Annotated in this window: 6 protein-coding genes; all 6 read right to left on the bottom strand. The window is 54.7% G+C overall.

Annotated elements, in window-relative coordinates; all coding sequences use genetic code 11:
- Positions 1-115 precede the first annotated feature (115 nt).
- Positions 116-7,846 carry an S-layer homology domain-containing protein gene (locus AC0YOB_RS11870; RefSeq protein ID WP_475793019.1) on the bottom strand — a complete coding sequence of 2,577 codons (7,731 nt, stop codon included), beginning with the start codon at positions 7,844-7,846 and terminating at the stop codon, positions 116-118.
- A 124-nt stretch (positions 7,847-7,970) separates the two neighbouring features.
- On the bottom strand, positions 7,971-13,478 hold the full coding sequence (locus tag AC0YOB_RS11865) for a hypothetical protein (protein ID WP_475793018.1): 5,508 nt from the start codon (positions 13,476-13,478) through the stop codon (positions 7,971-7,973).
- A 155-nt stretch (positions 13,479-13,633) separates the two neighbouring features.
- Positions 13,634-14,758, bottom strand: a complete 1,125-nt coding sequence (locus AC0YOB_RS11860) for a response regulator (protein ID WP_475793017.1) — start codon at positions 14,756-14,758, stop codon at positions 13,634-13,636.
- A gap of 297 nt (positions 14,759-15,055) precedes the next feature.
- Positions 15,056-17,794 carry a ComEC/Rec2 family competence protein gene (locus AC0YOB_RS11855; RefSeq protein WP_475793016.1) on the bottom strand — a complete coding sequence of 913 codons (2,739 nt, stop codon included), beginning with the start codon at positions 17,792-17,794 and terminating at the stop codon, positions 15,056-15,058.
- A gap of 102 nt (positions 17,795-17,896) precedes the next feature.
- Positions 17,897-18,427, bottom strand: coding sequence for a deoxycytidylate deaminase (locus AC0YOB_RS11850; RefSeq protein ID WP_475786306.1), 531 nt, complete (start codon positions 18,425-18,427; stop codon positions 17,897-17,899).
- A 41-nt stretch (positions 18,428-18,468) separates the two neighbouring features.
- Entirely contained in the window at positions 18,469-19,761 is a 1,293-nt protein-coding gene (locus tag AC0YOB_RS11845) for a homocysteine synthase (RefSeq protein ID WP_475793015.1), read from the bottom strand.
- Between the last annotated feature and the right edge of the window lie 57 nt (positions 19,762-19,818).

Here is a 19,818-nt window from a genome sequence, read left to right as displayed (position 1 = left end):
AGTCACCGCCTCAATTTGTTAAGCCTCCGCCTGAAAGCGGACATCCCGTACGTTCCCTCTTCTTAACAGCAAGGAGCCGGCAACCTGTTCGAACGGTTGCCGGTGCTGCCTGTCGTTATTTTCCGGTTATCAGGGCATCGAGCCGCATCACAATTGCCGCAGCCTGTGCCCGTGTCAATCTATCCGTTGGGTTGATTTGTTGATTCTCGCCCAGAATGATGCCTTCCTGAATACAAAGCGCTGCTGACAGCTTGGCCCACTCGGGAATGGATGGACCGTCCGCGAATGTGCGTAGCAATTGCGCAGCTTTCTCCTCTGTAAGATCGCCGCCGCGGCCGAGCGCGTTCAACAGTCTGCCCGCCATGGTCATCGCCTCAATCCTCGAAATGGTCGCGCCCGGACCATATGAACCGTCGCCTATTCCGGTGACAATGCCCATTTGCGCGGCAATGGCTACGCTTTGGTAATACCAGTCCTGCTTCCTGACGTCGGCAAAGGATGCCCCCGCCTGTTTATTCATCATGCCTGCGGCCCTGAGCAGCAGCGTCGGATACTCCGCACGCGTAATATTGCTGTCCGGATCGAAAAGGCCAGCGCCTCTGCCCATCACAAACATTTTGGACGCTGCCTGATCGATCGACTGCCTGGCCCAGGAGCCGGCCTTCACATCGGTGAACGATGTGCTTTTCCGCATGAACACCAGACTGCCGCTTCCAGTCAATTGTATGTTCACATAGGCCTGATTGCCGGACCGCTCCAGCTTCCACGGCAGCGTGGTCCATGCCCCTTCCGGGCTTCTCAGCACGACCGCGGTTATATCCTCAGGCTTGATTGCACCCGGCACCGCGATGCGGGCGGCGGCGTAAGAATGCCAGTTGGCTGCTGGAAGATTCGTACGGATCGAAATCCCTTCTCCTGATCCGAGCATGGAGGCATCCGAGTCATCCGCAATTTGTTCCAGCGCTTTAAGCGCAGCAGCGTCGTTCGGATCGATGGAAACTTCCAGATCCTTGTCCATTCCCGCCAGCATATCGGGCGTCAGCGTCAGGCGGCCTGCCGGAACATCAATGATGATCCGCCGGCCCTTGTCCGCCGTCTGCTGAACGAGCGCCCTCTCGAATTGGAAAGTATAGCCCTTCAATGATGAATCCCTGGATACAATCCGGATATCCGACGTATCGTCTGTTATATCCTTGGTCGTAATCCGGGCGGTCAGCCTGCCGTCGTCTGTCCGCTGCGCGTCAAACGGCTGGTCGTTCAGGCTGAGCGCCGGATCTTTCGGACCTACGGCCGGAGCCCCCGCTCCGCCGAAAAATCCGCCTACCGATTGCCATACCTGGGCGGTAAGCTTAGCTGAAGCCGCGACGGCCTTTTTGTCCGAAGAGGTCCGCTTCGCCACCACTATGATGTTGCCCGGCTGGGCAGCAACCACTCCGTCTTCAGGAAGGAAGTCCCAATCGCTCAGATCCTCATTCAATGATGGCTGCCTCGCAGTCTCCAATTGCGAGAATACGTTGTAAACCAGCTGATAGCCGAGCATTTCTCCCGGATTGTCTATCTTGACTTCGGTCAAGGCGCTCTCAAAAGCGATCGGAGACGTTGAAGCTTCCAAATGACCGAGCCCCGTCGGTTCAGGCACTTCCACGGAAACGGCCTGCATCGCTTCAAGCGTGACGCCGTCAGCCAGTTCGTAGCTTGCCTGAATCAGGCTCGCCCCTGTTTCTTCCGCAGTGATCGTTCCGTCATCGGCCAAGGTCACCGAATCTCCCTGCAAAAGGGTATAGCGGACCCGATCGCTTGCGGCCGTAACCTCCTTGCATGACGGCTTGCCTTCCGCTGCTTCGCCCTCCGGCATGCACAGCACGACCTGCAGCTTCTGCTTGTCGCCCGGCTTCAAGCCAAGCTCCCGATCGCCCGGCTGCGCTCCCGCTTTCTGGATGGCGATCTCTGTCGGAGCCTGGAATTTGTCGTTCGTCACTTCGACGACCGCTTGATTGTAGTTCCCCGCTTTGTCATGAGCCTGTACCGTCAGTTCTACCGTCGGGGCATCCGAGCTGACAGCCGCTTCTCCCGAGAATTTGCCGTCCTCTGTTACGGTAAGAGGAGTAGTGTTCGTGCCGTCCAGCACCTCCAGCGCGTCGCCCTTGGTCGTCTGGCCGGAGAAACGGATTTTTCCGTCTATCGTTCTATCCCCGGTGATCGGCTCGTTCAGATACAAAATCGGAGCGATCGTATCCACGGTCAGGTACAGCATCTTGACAGAGCTGTCCCTCGTCTTCGAGTTGGTCACATGCAGCTCGACCGCATATGTGCCGTCCGTTGTGAACGGATCAAGCTGCAGCACCCCATGGCTGCCCTCGCCGTCTTTTTGCAGAGCTGCCTTGCCGATGGATTTGCCGTCATTGATCGCCTCTACTTCAACGTTCGGCAGATCGGAGTACAGCTCGATGCTCTGCTGCGCCGTATTTTTCGTCGTGATGTCGATTCTGGCGGTCGGCGCCGAGAAATCCTTGGTTTGCTCGAGCTTCGGCTTGACCGGCGCCGGAAGCAGCGTATTCACACTGTCGACCCTCTCGGCATAATGATAGTTTTCATTTTTGTCCGCTTCCTTGTCAGGCTTGACTACAGCCTCGACACCGATGACATATTTCTGTCCGACCTGCAATCCGGAGTACTGGACTTTATTCGGATCCAGTGTCTCGCCTTCCAGGCTGCTGTGATCAACAGTATTGTCGGTTGTCGTCGCGGACCAGCCGCCGAGCAGAATGCCCTCGTATTTGCCGGTTGACGCATTCCAGTGATCGGCCAGCTCCTGACCGGTAAACAGAATGTCGCCAAAATTCGGATACGGCGCAAGGCTGCCGTTCTGATCCTGCAGCGCAGTGATCACGTAATCATGCTCGAACGATTCCTGACCGGCTTTCTTCGCCGCCGGCTTGAAGGACAGCGAGAAGTATCCGTCGCCCGCAGGCTTGATCTCCACATCGGTTACTTTGCTTGGCGCAAGCGGATCGACGATGCTGATCTTCTCCGGCGACGATTTGGTGCCGAAGGTGGATGCCGACTTGAGCTCTGCACGCAGGTAGTAATCGCCCTGCTGCAGCAGCCCCCGGATATCCTCCTCGCCGCCCAGCATGTTCACCTTGGTGACGTCGATGTCCGTTTTGCCGCTTGTCGCGGAGCCGGACTTGCCGCCGTTATTGCCAACCGGCAGTCCTTTGGCGAGCAGCATTCCCGGATCGCCCGGATCGAGCACCTCCTGCCCGTTGGCCAGCTTGGCCGTGTTCGAGGATACGGCATTCTCCGTCAAATAGAGGTCCACCGTATCGCCCGCCTCGGCGTTGTCCACGGTCCAGCTTGCCGTAAATTTATTTGTGTCTGCTCCGCTTTGCGTCAGGTTCACCTGCTTCAGCTGCGGAACCGTCGGCACATTAATCAGACGGGTTTCGACAGGCGATTGCGCCGTAAGCGTCCAGCTGCCGCCATTCTTGACCTTATCCTCGGGAAGAATGATATAGGCCTTCCGGTGATCCACCTTGTCGCTGGACGAAGCCGCAGAAATATACTGCGTAAAGGCATTCGCGTCAGGATTCGTATTCGTATTGTCGAAAACCACCGGATACGCCTTGCCGCCCGGGTCCTTCAGAGTAAAGCCTGGCATTTCCTTATCGGTATACTCCATTTCGATAATGGCGTTTCCGCTCACGCCGCTCATCGGAATTTCGTGAATGCGTCCGTTATTGGATACCGTAATCCCGCCGACGCCGATGTCCATCGACCCGTTATCCAGCAGCTGTACGCCTTCGGAAATTTCCCGGTAAGTGATCTGCTGCGTCTCTTTCTCGGCATCCACCCAGGAGGTCGCGACCGTCTTCATTCCCTGCCCGATAACAAGCAGGCGCGGTCCCCGCTCGGGATCATTGATAAGCAGATCGGCAAAGCCGTCGGGAAGCTGTTCGCCCGAGGTTCCGAATTCGACACCGCCGCCCCAGTAGTATGTAATCCCCAGGGAAATAAACAAGATACCGATGCTGCCCCAGATCTTGTCGTTATTGAGACCGAAGAATACGCTGGCCAGCGGCATCCCGCCTACGACAGGCACATCCTCGGGTATCTGCACTTTCGCGCCGATATAGCCTTCGAAGTCAATCCGGTGCTTCTCGAGATTTTGTCCGACAAAAATCCCGACCTTGCCCACAATCAGATTCCAGCCGCCGATGTCCACTTCCGCCGCCATATGCACGAACCACGGACTCGTCCACTGCGCTTCAATCAGCGCCATGGTCAGCATCTTGATCAACTGGTCGTCCTCGGGCTCGGCCACCGCGGAAAAATCCATGGTGCCTTCCAGCTTAATGCCCGTGCGCTTCAAGGTCATGTCGATATCGCCGAAGAAGTAAGCCGGCGCAACCCCGAATCGCAAGCCCACGCCGGCTTGCAGCGTAAGCGGGAACGGATCGTCCTTCGTTCCTCCTGCGATCGTATCGGCCAGTTCACGCACCGCTCCCCGCAGCGCAGTCAAATTCAGCGCCCCGGCAATCGGAATGCCCGGCGCCGGCAGCGATGTTCCGAATGCAATGACATCGGGCAAGATCCGGCCGTCTGCCACCTGCTTGAAGGAAAGTTCCGCGGAAATTTCCGTCATGCTTTTCAATTGGGCGTCGAATTTTATGCCGTATTGATTCGATACATCCTCCACAGGCTGCACAAAATGCACAATATCGATTTCGCCGCTAGGGCTGCCCGGTTCTTCCTCTTCTTCTTTGCCCCCGCCGCCCGGACTTCCAGGTGTATCAGGATTTCCAGGCGTGTCAGGGTTTCCGGGCGCGTCAGGATCCTCGGCTTCACTGGTTTCCTCCTCATCGGAGTCCTCCGGTTCGATCAATCCGATTCCTTCATTGAGATTGAACTTGAGCGCCGCATCGATTCCGACAAAACCTTTGTCGTTGAAGATGACGTTGCGGACCTCGGCATTGATAAAGCTCAGGGAAATGCTCCCGCCGAAGGATACGCCGCCCTGTCTGAGCACGAAGTCGTTAAACTTGATGCCAAACCCGCTAAACGAAAATCCCGGCACAGCGAACAGGCTGTGCTTGTTGAAATATACGAGCGGCACCGTCACCTGCCGAAGCGGGTTGATCTGGTCGCCAAGCGCTCCCGACGCCCACTGCAGGCCGCCGTTCAGACTTAAGTCCATCGGGTTCCCGCCGCTTTGCGGATAATCCTCAGGGAACAGAGAGTAGCCTTCACCCAACGATTTATCGAAGCCGTTATAGAAGTCCAGCGTCCATTCTCCCTTATGGAACACGAAGCCGCTGCTGGCGACGCTTAGCGTGCCGTCTCCTTTCACGAACAAGGTGTCGAAGAAAGGCATGTCATTATAGCCCGCAAGACCGGACAGATTGAAAGCATCCAGCTTGCCGCGCACGAACACCATATCCTTGCCCTGATAGGCGACGGCGTCATTGATAATCGCCGGCTCGGTCTTCGTGTCCACCACGACCTGCTTGTCGCCGCTTCCGCCGGATTCCTTGATCATTCCGCGAATGCTGACAAGCATTTCACGCTCGGGATGCTCCTCCGAGTCGAAGAATTCCTCGAATTCCTCTTCGGAATCAAACAGCTTGTATTCATAGGCCGGCAGCTCCGCCAATGAATCATTATCCAGAAACGGACCCATATCGAATCCCGAATCCACGGCCCCGCTTGCGATTTTCAGATAGGTCATCGCCGATTTATAATGGTTCACGGCAATGTAGGGATCACTGGCGTTCCCAAAACCATTCGTCGGATAAGCCTCGTTAAGCTCATCCAATTGCTCCTGATCCATGGTTAGGGGAACGGAGCTTAAGTCGACCGTTTGCTTGTAGACAGCCATAAGCTGCGCTTCCCGGATCCGGGTCGCGTCATTGTCCGTGACAATAAATGTCTGCTTCGTCGAGACGCTGTACATTGAAGCAATATCCGCATTGCCTCCGGTATCGCCTTTGTAGTCAATTTGGACCCGGTATTCGCCAAGCGGCAGATCCGGCCCAAGGCCGCTCTTGTCCTCGATAGCCACACCATTGTCGTCTACCTGATCGCCGCCCCGGTACGTGATGCGCATATCACCGGAGAAGCCGTCGTCCGTCGGCTGCAGAATGACCGAGCTTTTGACCGGCACCTTGTAGCGCTCGCCGCTGGCCACATTCTCCAGGAACAGGTCAAAGTTCGGTTCGGCCGAGTCATTGCCGGTATTATACGCGTCGATATTCGTCATATTGACCGTAATATATTTCACATCGCTCGCGTAGTTCTCTTTGGGCGAGAGGCCGTAGGCTGTTGTCGGCACCGCTTCCCCGACAGCCGGCAGCAGAATGAAGCTGGCTTTGTTGGACTCATACTGCGCCTTGATGCCCTGATCTTCTTCCCCGGCAAGCGTCTTCTCCGTTTCCGGACTGCTAGCCGTCAGCATGTACTGTCTGGTTGTCGGCCAGGACTTGCCTTTGGCTTTCACCTTGAAGGTGGCGGTTACCGTATCGCCGGGCTTGTATTTCGGAATAATGCCCTGCTCCGCTTCCGCCGGAGTGGCCGTCTTCTTGAAGGTCAGCTTCTTGCTGCGCCCCTGTTCCGTCTGGGCGCTGCCGTCTGTGTTTCTCACCACATTGCCCTGATCATCCAGCTTGACGAAATCAAGTCCGTCATCAAGCTCCATAATGACCTCGATTTGTGATTGTTCCATATTAAATGAGGGCAGATTCTCCACTTCCGCGTTGATATCAAAGACGCCTTCATCGACATATGCGCTGTCGTCTTCATTCGCAGCCAGCTGCAGCGGCGTATCCAGATAACGGATGGAGAATACCTTGTCCGGAGCGACAAGCTCGCCCAGACCGTAGACGGTTTCGAATGATTGCGACGCCTTGTCGGCGATCACATTCGGATCCCAATAAAAAGCTACGGCGGAGTCGGCGGTTCCGTAGTCGTTCGTATCCGTCGTAAAATCCAGATTGCCATCCGGAGTATAATCCCACTTCGTATTGGCAAGACCGTTCCAATGTCCGACCTGCATCCTGTCCACAATATTGATGTTCTGCTCGGCAAAGTTGTTGAAGCCGTAAGCCATGACGTCAGTCGCCGTAGGCTTGCTCAGATCGAGCTTGTCCCGCATAACCCAATACGGCGGAAGTTTATAGTACGCTCTGTCTTCCGGAGAAATCTGTTCATTATCTTCCGGATTGTGCACCAGCTCCCGTTCGACCGTGAGCGGCTGCTCATAGGCCGTGCCAATCTGGAAGGCGGGACCGTCATTGCCGCCCACCATCGTATCCAGGAGGATGCGGGTGCCCAGCTCCACCTGATGACCGCTGTTGTTAAGCACCTCATAGCGGATGTTGATATTGCCCGCATTGAGCTTGGCGGATGGATCGGCATACAGCATCAATACCTGTTTGATTTGAACGCCTTTTATTGTCCAGACCGTTTCTATCTGCTTGGTGCCGTCGTTGTTCTCGATAATGCTCGGCTTGGATGTCTCAGAGAAGAAATCGATGCCGAATTTGTATGGATTGCCGAATATATAAGGAGTCCCGTCAATCATGAAGGTCGTAAAAGAAGTTTCCGGATCGTCACCCTGAAACAGCAGACTTACATTCTGGTCCTTCTTGCGGATGGGCTGCCCGTCCACCGTCCGGATGCCGAACCGGCCGGATGCATTGTCGACTGTAATTTTAATGAAATCATTTTGCAGCTCCGTCACCTTGGGCGCGCTGATATCCTCCGCAAGAGCGGACGAGATCCCGCTCCCCGAATAAAGGAACAGCAGCAGCGCGAGCACGCATGCAAGCAATTTGGTAAACAGCTTCAAACGAACTGCCTCCTCTTGTAAAGTCTCTTTTTTGGATACGCGGTGGTAAGCGATGGCCCTTGAGAAGCTCCGCCCAAGCCACCGCGTCTGTTTCGATCAGCCGTATTTGCAGTGAGACTTCGCGCTAGCCTTTCTTGCTGATGAAGAATGTCGCAAACTCGCGTTCCCGCTCCTGGTTCCGGACTATAATCGTGTACCAGCCGGCGCTTGGGAAGCTCACTTTGAAATTGCCTTTTACCAAATCGCTGTAAGAAATGCCCGTTGCGATATATTTCATCTGCCCTTCCCGGTACAGTCCGGACTGATACAGCAGGTCATAAGTTCCTTTCTCATTGACCTGATCGCGTCCGCCAACGTTCACAACGTTGTAGTTTGTAATATTGAACGTAAGCGTGCTTTGATCGAAGATCGCCGTTGTCGCAGAGGACCCGGATATCAGCAGACCGTTCGCGAATATGCTCATATCGTCCTTGTCGACTACCGTCACATATTGGGTGGCTGTCGCCTTATTGCCGACTTGGTCGACAGCCGTATAGGTCACAAGCTGCGGAGAGCCATCCGTCTTGCTCATATCCAGCCCGCTGACAATGACGCGGATGGCGTCCTCCGCTGACAAATTATCCGATACCTGGAATCCGCCGAGACCCATCTCTTTGGCTTTGTCTGCGGTTACGATATAACCGCCGGCTGCGGGGTCCTTCACCAGGCCGAGCGCATCCAGATTCTTCTTCATCAGGCCCACGGAAGGCAGATTCAGTTCGATCGACGGCGGCGTATTGTCCAGTCCCTGAATGTCGAGAGGCACTTTGACCGCATTGCCTACGATGTCAGACAGGGCAACTGTCGTCACTCCATTCGCGGAATAGGTCCGCGAGTAGCTGAAATTTCCGTCCTCCGAGCTTAAGCCATTCGTATAGCTGCCGTTTTCGGCTTTGATCGGAGCTATGCCGAGGAATACCCGGTTCGGCGACGCCGTTTTGCCGGTCAGCGTCACCTTCACATTGCCTCTGGCAGCCTGCTTGCCGTTTACGGTCTTGATCTGATTTTGCGGCAGCGGGTTGCCCGCATTATCCACGAATGTATATGTGATCAAATCGACCGCCGGCGGGCTTGAGATGATGTTGTCAACCACCTCTTTAACGACGTCCGTATTGCCGTACTGATCGGAGACAATGAAGGAAACCGTACCGTTCTTCTGCAGCATGACCGTATCCTTGCCGTCCACTGCAGTCACGGTGACGTCCTCGGCCTCATCTGTTGCTTTGATCACCGTGAGGTTGACGCCGGAGGCAAACAGCACATTGCCGCTGCCGTCCTTAACCGTGCCGTAGCTCTTGCTGTCGTTCTCCCCGTACGTATAGGAGCGGACGACCTCGACCTTCGGCACCGCTTTACGAATATTTTCAATGTTGGCCGTAATGTCATTGGTGTTGCCGGCCTCATCCATCAGCTGGAAGGTAAAGCTTCCGTTCTCCGTAAATGTATAGGACGTCCTGCCGTTGTTATTGAGCACTCTGGCCGGCTCGGACAAATCGACCAGTTGAACCGTCACATTGCCGTTGGTAGGAATCGTAGTCAAATACTCAATCTCACCATGCGGTAATATGTCGTCGATGTTGCTGACAGAAATGTACAAGGTACCCGTTCGGGTATTGTCCGCAATGTCGGTAAGGTCAAAGGCGTACACGCCGCTTGTATTGACCTTGAAGGTATTGCCCGACCGGACCGGAGCGGACGGATTCACCGCCGCAGGCACCACTTTGATGCCAAGCGGAGCCGTGACGTTAATGTCGACGCCTACACTTGGCTTCACCGGCCGCGTTGTGGTAAGCGACGCCAATGCATAGACCGGCTGCTGCGTAGAGACACCCGACGTATCCAGCTTGACCGGATCACCGACGATACCACCCGGCGTGCGGAATTTGACCTGGAGCTGCAGCGCCGCCGGCTTGTCCGTCGGCACCTTCAATGAGACGAAATTCGTATAAGGGCTCCATTTCACCCAACTGGCTCCATTGTCCGGGGATACGGAATATTCATAGCCTGTTTTGTCCTCTGCGCCAAGACCCAGCTTCACGATTGCGGTATAGCCGTCCAGCGTATCGCCATACAGATAGATCAAGCCTGCTGACACAGAGGTCGGAGGAATTTCGTCAGCCTCCCTGGATATATTGAACGTGCCGGTATGCGTAATGCCGGCGTTTCCGATGCCATCACGGGCCAGGACATAGAGCGTGTAACGCGCCGTTTCGCCCGGCTGCAGCCCCAGATTGTCGACTCCGGCCGTTCCGCCCTCCAATGGCTTCCATCCGGAAGAGCTTTCAACCGGTACCGCTTCGCCTTCCTTGACGAATTGGTAGGCTGCGGTGGCAGTGGCCGTAGGATACGGTTCCGTAACCGTCACCGTTACGCTCTGGGAGGGCCGCGGATATTCGGAGCCGGTTCGGCTGAACGTCACTACCGGAGGCAGGTTATCGAAATAATAGGCTTTGGAAAAGTAGTATTTCTTCTCCATGCCGGACTGGTCCAGCTTCGCCAGTATATGAAGATACAGCTTTCCGTTTAAGGCCGAGTCGGCCGGGATCACGTAGTTTAAAGTTCCGTCTTCCGCTTGATCAACAGCCGCTAGCGGTGTGAACGCTCCGTCATCGGCAGGATGAACGGGACTTGAGCTGAAGGCATAACCGGCAAAAAGCGGGCCGGCCGCAGCATCCGCCGGTGCAACTAAAGTCTGATCCTCTGCGCCGCCAACCCCATCCGAGTAGGTCGCGTCAATGACCGACTGCTCTCCTGTGCCGTCGTCGCCATCCGTATAGGTAGCCGAGGTGACGGTTTGCAGCAGCGAGCCGCCAAGCCGGAACTGCACCTCATGGCTGTTCACGTACACATCGGCTTCGGGCTCAGGATCGAAGCTGCCGGTAATGGCATTGGCGGAGTTGACCGTCACGGTCTCGCTCGTGAGGGTCTGCCCATTGCCTGCATGATCCGATGCTTTCACATAGAGGACATAGCTGCCGTCCTCAATAATGTCATTCGAAGTGGCCAGAGTCAGCGTTCCTCCGGAGCCAGGGATATCCTTCCAATCGATGTCCTGAGGCTGAGCACCTGCTTTCACCCATTGATATTGGCTGGTTTGGATTCCGCTGTGGGGATCACTCACCGTCACCTTGACCTGAACGGAGGACGTATCGTTCCCTGTGGTGCCGTCAAACGTAATATCCGGCGCACGGTTGTCCACCTTGACGGCAGTCACATTATGCGTCCAGTTGGAATCGTCGTTCCTGAAGTCGGCCAGGGGCCATACGCTCAGATCGCCATAGCTGCCGACAGCCGCAAGCGCCTGGTTGTTGGCGTAAAAGATTTTGTCCGCCTCCGAGCCAGGCGCTGCCGACAGCCAGTCGCTGTACTCTTGAGCATGGTCCTGGATATAGTTGTCCTTCTTCTCTTCCTGCATCAGCTCTCTCGCCGAGTCCCAGGTCATATCCGCCGTCCAGACATGCAAATACCATTCGCCGCTGTTCTGGGCGCTCAGCGCCTCCGGGGGAAGCGGAATCAGATTCGTTTTGTTGTTGGCAACGCCAAGATCCAAAGCCGCGAATGCGGTCTCGCCGGGATACATATCCTCTCTGGGCTGCTTGGCCGACAACGCATACCGTTTGAGGGCCGCGAAATGATCATCCGCCTTGTCTTCGAAAGGGTCTGTCTCGCTGCGCGTCCATACATAATAGACCAGTCCGACAGCCGGAGAATTCGATCCTGTCAGGTTGGAAGGACGATAGATGCCCTTGCTCGGCCGGGTTGTTCCGGGCTGCACCGGATCAAGCACCGGCACAATAAGCGGCGGATCGTTGGCGTCGATCGTCACCTTGCCGTTCTTCCGGTACGTTTGATTGTCGGCTCCGCCATTCTCGAAATGATATCCGATCGCCGGCGGCGTATTGTCAATTGACAACCCTGCCCAGTCAATCTTCGAATTGACATTGGCTCTGTCATCGGCGTTGACATCCGCAGGCCAGACGCCGTCATAATTGATGGGCTGGATCAGCATATTCCCCGCATAATCCCGCAGCACGTTGGTGTCGGATGGCTCATTCGTAGCGGGATTGATCGGAGCCTTATCATTCGTTAAAGCCACCGCCTTGAGCAGCGGTGTTTCCACTTCCTGTCCGTCCGCAATCTGGAGACTGAAGGTCCACTTGTCCGTTCCTTCTCCTGCTGTATACATAGCTTTCATACCGTTATTCAAAAGCAGGAACGTCCTGGTTACGTCCCATTGCCTGTTCACGACGGCCGGCTCCGAGAGCTGCAGCGTGAAATCGAACGCATCGTGATTATTAAGATTGACGCCGGTGAGAATTTGCGGCTGTATGCCGTTGCCCACCTTCGTGTACTTGGGCGGCACCGCATCGACTATGACGCGGAAGCCCTCTTTGCTGTAGTCGAACGGATCAACTGTTTTGCCGTCCAGATAATTATTGCTGCCCCCGCTGGCAGTACCGGGAAACGAAATATCCGCCACATTGCCGGCTGCGTCTGCGAACACGGCATCCTTAAACTTTTTCTCCAAAGGCTGGTCTATCGGCGGATCTCCCGACGTATTGTCGTCCGGATCGATGAGTATTTTCGGTTCCAGCGGATTGTTGCCGCTGTTATGGTACTGGGTACCCGTATATTGATACGCAATACTGTCATGAAGAGGAAACTTGAAATACTGATACGGGTCCCCTTGATTGGCTGAAAATGTGCTTGCCGTGTATGTCTTGCTGGTCAAATACTGCGCTTGCCCGGCGGCCGGCAGACCGGTTCCGGCGGGATTGACAAACAGCGGATGCTTAAGAAAAGCATCGGCATTCGCCGCAACGACTGTCGTTGGGCGTACGGGCTCGCTGAAATTGTAAGATAATGAAATGTTTTCGCCTTTCTTGACATAAAGCTCCTGCTGATTAATCTTGTTGTTGGGCCATTCCTCTCCATTGCCGGTGAACGTATAATCCGTCAACTCCGGACGTTCTTTGTCCTGAAACTTGACAAATAAACCCCTGGGTCCCGACGGAGCGTCTACGCCGTCTCTGACACCGCTCACCTCGATCCGAATCTCGGTCGTCGGAGTTATCGTCACCACAGCACTTCTTGCCGAAACCCCGCCGTCCCATGCTTCTTCATACAATACTTCCGTTCCGTCCACGTAAATCCACGTTCTTGTTCCCTGGAAGCAATTTTCAAGACTCAAAAAGCCGCAGCCGCCCGATGTTTCAGTCCAGTGAAGGGAGCTCCATCCCACAATCGCTTGCGCATGCCCGCTTTGTGCAACAGCCTTCAGTGCAGGATTGTCAGCTACGTTAATGATAAATTGGGCCGATTCTCCTGAATGCACGAAGACATCCCCATTGGCAGGATCCATATTGATCCCGTCGCTCTTGGTGAAACCCGGCTGATTACTGGCAAAGTTAAGAAACGAATTATCCGCCTCATGCGATAAATTTCCGATAAGCGTACCTGCGCCAAAAGTCACCTCCAAATCATCGCCTGCAGCTCCCGCCTTCGGCGCAGTCCAGACTGGCAGCAGCGAGAAAAGCAGACTAAAAACCGCCGTCACCGCCAGCCATTTTCTCAACTTTTGGCTATTCAACATCAACATATGACCCCCCAGCTATAAATCTGATTCCAATTACCTATATTACGCCAGGATTCTCACAAAACGCTGACAAGCTTCGACATTAAACGGGTCATTCCAACGAAAATAAACAAACTCCGAAGCGTGTACCTCGCACACGTCCCGGAGCCTGTTTATTTCATTTCCGTTTTTATTTTTTTATAAAGCCTTCTGACCGAAGCGGAAGGGGCGATTCCCACTTCCTTCAGCAGCCACTCCTCCATTTTTTTATAATGCGTGAAGAAAGCAATTCGATCCTTGCGCAGAACGTAGATACTCAGCAGCCATTCATGCGCCGTCTCGTCATATGGAACCCGTTCGAGCATGAATTGAAGCAGTTCATGCGCACGATCAACGTTTTTCGCGTCCATCCAGATGCGGATCAGATGTTTGGCAAGCTCGGCGAAAATCTTCTGAACACGCTCCCTCTCCGACTCGCACCATGCGTAATCCTTGTCCCCGAACAATGTGCCGCGGTATTGAAGCAGCATCCGCTCGGCATCATCCAGCGACTGATCAACCGGCGTCTGACTTTGGCTGCTGAGCTCCACCAACTGCCTGTAATCGCATGAATCAAGCAGTTCAAAGCGATACACGCCTTTTCTTGATTCCAGATGGATGCGGACACCGTTTTCCTGAAGGGTCTTCTTCATCCGGTATACGGAAGTGTGCAAATTCTGCTCCGATTTCTCCGGTTCCTGCTCCGGCCACAAGGCTTCGCATATCGCCCATTTGGAAAGATCCGTGTCGCGGTGGGTCAAAAAGTAGGCAAGAAGCTCTTCCGTCTTCATCGTCGGGAACCGAATCGGCTCTCCGTTTCGCCCAAAAATCGTGAAACTGCCGAAGCATTGAATGCGTGCAAGTGCGCTCTCCACCGGTTTAGGGGAATTCCCCCGTTCCCTGCGCTTATAAATTCTCTGCAGCGTACGCTCAAGCAGGCCTGGATCGACCGGCTTCAGCAAGTAATCGATCGCATTGACCCGGAACGCCTCCAGGGCGTACTGGCTGTAGGCTGTGGTAAAAATAATTTCCAGATCCTCCTGCATGTCCAGCAGCAGCGCTGCCAGTTCGAGACCGTTTCTTTCCGGCATTTCAATATCCAAAAAGGCCACATCCGGCCTCAGCTCCGGAAATGCTTTGAGCGCTTCGGAGGCTTTGGTAAATCCACCGACAATCTCCACGTCTTCCCGGACATTGAGTATTTGCTGCAAGCGGTGAATAGCCGGTCGCTCATCATCCACGATGACTGCTCTTAACATTATTGATGCCTCTTTTCAGTGTGAAATTCCACCCAATATGCAAGCACCGCATAAAAAGACGGCTGCATATTTGCACCGCCCCGCGGGTCAATTAATTTTGATTCCATTAAAATGCCTGTAAGCAGTCCAGCCTTAAGGCGCATCTTCAGATGACACAGGTTAATGTATATAACAGGCATATCCTTAACCTGGTTTTTGAAATGTTCTTGCGTGGAGCCTGCCTTTCTTTAAATTTATTCGACAATAATTGGCAATATCCTCCTGTTGTCCAAAAACACTGCTCCAAATGATTTCCCTTTAAGGCCATCCAGCAAGCATCTGCCGTGCGAACAACTGACTGTCCGCAGTGATGCGATACTCAATCTCGCCGTTCAGATCCGTGCGCTTCACATCGGCTCCGGCAGCGGTTAAACGCTCCATTACCTCGCCGTTCGGATGTCCATACGTATTGTTCCTGCCGACGGAAATAACCGCAGTATGAGGCTGCCAGTAGGCAAGCCACTCCGGTGTGGAAGAGGTTTTACTTCCGTGATGGGAAACTTTCATTACGTCGATGACATTTGTTTTTGTTTGGTTTATTGCTTGATTTTCTTCATGTTCACCGACACCAGCTCTTGCCGGCTGTTCGAGCAAAGCTCCCCCGGATTCAGAAATCCGGGCAAGAATCGCGCGCTCCTCCGCTGCATCGGCATCGCCGGTCAGCAGAAACGATCTGCCGTACAGCTCCACGATCATCGCTACGCTCTGCCCATTCTGTTCCTCCACGAGAGGAATAGTGTCGGATTCACTATCCCTTTTTCCTCCAATTAAGGAGATGGTGGCTCCATCGTCGATTTCCCATCTTTGGCCGGCCTCGCTGCGGTACATCGGAATTCCCTTGTCAACGGCAGCGCCAAGCATGGAGACCGCATCGTCGGAGCGCTTGAAGGTACCGTTCCAAAGCATTCCCTTTACAGGAATATTGTCTATGACAGCCCGCAGCCCCTTGATATGATCGCTGTCAAGATGAGTCATGACCAGCAAATCTATCTGTTGCACGCCGCGCTTTTGCAGCAACGGAACAAGGACCTTGCGTCCTACCTCGAACGGATCGTCGCGATCCTTCCACTCCTCCCCTTTCTTCCGAAAGCTCACCGAGCCCCCTCCATCTATGAGAATATGCTTGCCGTGTGCTGTCCGGATCAGAATGGAATCTCCCTGCCCCACATCCAGAAAGCTGACGTAGGCATCGTTATTGTTCCATTTCGGATAATAGGCCCACAGAATCGGAGCAATCAGCGCCAAGCAAAGCAGAACGGGAATTATAATTCGGCGGATGGGTTGGATAGGCTGTCCGGAACCCGGTGTGCCAAGAGAAGCCTCTGCCCGGTGATTCGGAAGAAGCGAACCCAGAGGCTGGGTAACATCTTCTTCCACCCACTGCTTTCCGCCCATCGGTTGGGTATCGTTGTCAGGCTGCTCCGATGACTTCCCGAAGATTGGCTGCACGCCCCGGCGATGAAGCACCGACAGGCACAATCCTATTGATGCGTACATATAAAGAACCCAGCCAAACGGCGGCGTACCGATAATGAAGCGGAATTGCCGGAATCCGCTTAGCTGCAGTACAATGCCAAAGCTCAAACGGTTGGCTATTTCCGCAACCGAACCGAGCCACGCTGCTCCTGCATGCCATAGACTGTCCAGAACTAGCGCAGCGCCTCCAAGGGGCATAACGATGAAGCTGATGAACGGTACCAGAATGAAGTTTGCCAGCAAGGAAAGCAGGTGGATCTGATTAAAATAATAGATGGTAAGCGGAAATGATACAGCCTGGGCCACCACCGTTACAGCGATCAAATCAAACAGCGCCTTCGAGCGTTTACCACGAGGCAGTAATTTCCTGAAAGGCTGTACGCCCAGAATGAGTCCGGCAGTAACAAGAAAGGATAGTTGGAAACCAACATCCTCAAGCAGATAGGGATCCCAAACCAGCATCAGCAGCGCAGCGGCTGACAACAGGTGCAGGCCGTCCTTCAGCTTGTTCAGCCGCGCCGCGAACAACCCCAGCATGGCCATGATTCCGGCCCGCATAATGGAGGGGGCGCCGCCCGCCAGAAGCACATAGAACGGGACAGCGGCAATCATGATAAGCAGCATGCGCTCGCGGGTCAATCGCAGCAGCCGCAGCAGCCCCCCGAGGACGTAGAGGAATACCGCTACATGCAGACCCGACACCGCCAATATATGCGTCAGTCCCAGCTGGGAAAACTGCCGGAACTGCTCCGGATCCAGGTCCTCGCGTATACCCAGCACCAGCCCCTTCATATATCCGGCCTGATCTGCTGGGAAGAGCCCGTCCATGCGGCTTCCGAGCGATCCACGGAACTCATCGATGCGGCTTAATAGAGAAGCCTTGCTCAGACGCGGACCGGGGCTTATTTGCACGGATGAAATGCCATTTGCCTTAAGCAGCCAATGGATGCGCTGGCTGAGAAGATAGCTCCGGTAATCGAAGCCGCCAAAATTGGTCGCTGCAGCAGGCTCGCTGATTTCGCCATTGATCACGATATGCGACCCCCGTCTCCAGCCCGCGGCAATGGCCTGATCCGGCTGCTCGGCAAGCTTGACGTTGACGAGCAGAAGCTCGCTCAGCTTGCGCGGTCCTGATTCGCCAGCAACAGCGGCATCGTGCACGCGCGCTTTAAATTGGGCGCGGTCACCGTCCACCTCGACAGCCGAGACAATCGTTCCCGAAACTTCCACGCTGTATGCAGCGGAAGTGCCGGGAGCCGCCGCCTCCTGATCGGGTGGTGGCAGCGCGCTGACATTATGCTTGTCCGACCAACCCCGTTCTGCCGCTGCACCGGCAAAAGCGATCAGGCAGGCGGCCGCCAGCAGCAAGGTCGAACGATGCAGCAGCACCTGTGCAAACAGCAGGACGGCAAATGCCCCTCCCGCGAGCAGCAGGCCAGGAAACAGCAGCCCTGCTCCAGCCGCACTTCCAAGTACCCAGCAGAGAGTAAAAAACACCAAGGGTCGACTGTTCATATTCATTTCGGGAAGCTCCTTCCTTCGAATAAAAAAAAAGAACCTCTGAAGCGCCCAAATAGGCGCTCACAGAGGTTCTTCCTCAAAATGCTTCGTTGCATCCCATACTCAGGATGTGATATTCATTTTCGCCTGCTCCGGCGGCTCATATCCCGCCAATGCACGGAACAGAATGCCTTTTTGCCGCATCAGATCGATCACTTTATCGCTGTCCTTCAAGTAATTCCGATGGTAGACGATTTCCTTGATTCCGCTGTTCGCAAGCATGTTGGCACAAGTCCAGCAGGGCTGATCCGTCACATATACGGTAGAGCCTTCCCGGTCGATCCGGTCGGTGAAGAGCAGCAGGTTCTGCTCCGCATGAATGGTTCGGATACAGCGCTGCTTCTTGACCATACGCTCTTCTCCGTCCGTAATTTGAAGCTCCAGCTCCTCCACAATCATGCAGCCGGCCTCCGAACAGTCGGCCACGCCCATGGGCGCTCCGTTATATGCCGTCCCGAGCAGCTTCTTCCCCTGCACCAGCACAGACCCTACATGCCGTCTCAAACAACGTGAACGCGTGGAGACCATGTAGGCAATATCCATGAAGTAAGTATCCCAGTCTTTGCGCGCGCTCTCGCGCGAATCCGTAACCATCGTAATTTTTCCTCTCCTATCCTATCCTATCCTGTTAAATCCTACTGCTGACTGGCCGACAAAGCCTGGCTCAGATCATGCAGAATATCGTCGATGCCTTCAGTTCCGATCGAAAGACGGATCATTCCCGGCGCTACGCCTGCCGCTTCCTGCTCCTTCTCCGACAGCTGCTGATGGGTTGTGCTGGCCGGATGGATAATCAGCGACTTCGAGTCGCCCACATTAGCCAAATGGGAGAACAGCGATACCGCATTAATCACTTTTTTGCCCGCATCTGCCCCGCCTTTAATACCGAAGGTAAGGATCGCCCCTTGACCCTTCGGCATATATTTCTGGCCAAGGTCATAGGAGACATGGCTCGGCAGCCCCGGATAGTTGACCCATTCCACCGCATCATGAGCTTCGAGGAATTGAGCTACAGCCAAAGCGTTGGCGCTGTGCCGTTCCATCCGCAGATGCAGCGTCTCCAGCCCCTGCAGCAGCAGGAAGGAATTGAACGGCGAAATGGCAGCTCCCATATCGCGAAGCAGCTGTACGCGCATTTTAATAATATATGCAATTGGCCCTACGGCATCCGTATAGATAACGCCATGGTAGCTGGGGTCCGGTTCGGTCAAGCCGGGGAATTTCCCGCTTGCCTTCCAGTTGAAGGTACCGCCATCCACGACGACGCCGCCGATGGAAGTCCCGTGACCTCCGATAAACTTGGTCGCGGAATGGACCACAATATCTGCGCCATGCTCAAGGGGACGACACAAGAACGGACTTGGAAACGTGTTATCGACAATGAACGGAATACCATGCTTGTGAGCAATGGCAGCGACCGCTTCAAGATCGATAATATCACCTTTCGGATTGCCAATGCTCTCCGCAAAAAGGGCTTTTGTATGCTCGGTGATCGCGGCCTCGAAGTTGTTCGGATCCTGCGGATCGACAAAGTTGACCTTGATGCCCAGCTTGGGAAGCGTAGTTGAAAACAAATTATAAGTCCCGCCGTACAAGCTGGTCGCGGAAACGATTTCATCTCCTGAGCCGGCTATGTTCAGAATTGCGTATGTAATAGCCGCCGAACCCGATGCGACAGCCAGAGCGGCCGGCCCGCCTTCCAGTGCGGCAATACGCTTCTCAAACACATCGCTTGTCGGATTCATGATGCGGGTGTAAATATTGCCGAATTCCTTGAGCGCAAACAAGTCAGCAGCATGATCGGTATCGCGGAACCCATAAGACGTTGTTTGATAAATCGGTACTGCCCGCGACATCGTCGCAGGATCGATTTCCTGGCCTCCGTGGACGGATAGCGTTTCCAATGAAAGCTTGCGTTGTTCGGACATGTAAGAATCCTCCTCGCCGGAATTGAGCAGCAACGGCTCTGGCCGCTGCTTTTCCCA

This window comes from Paenibacillus sp. JT31N17 (assembly GCF_056269255.1).
Note: the sequence above shows the minus strand (reverse complement) of the source record. Positions and strands in the feature narration are given on the sequence as shown.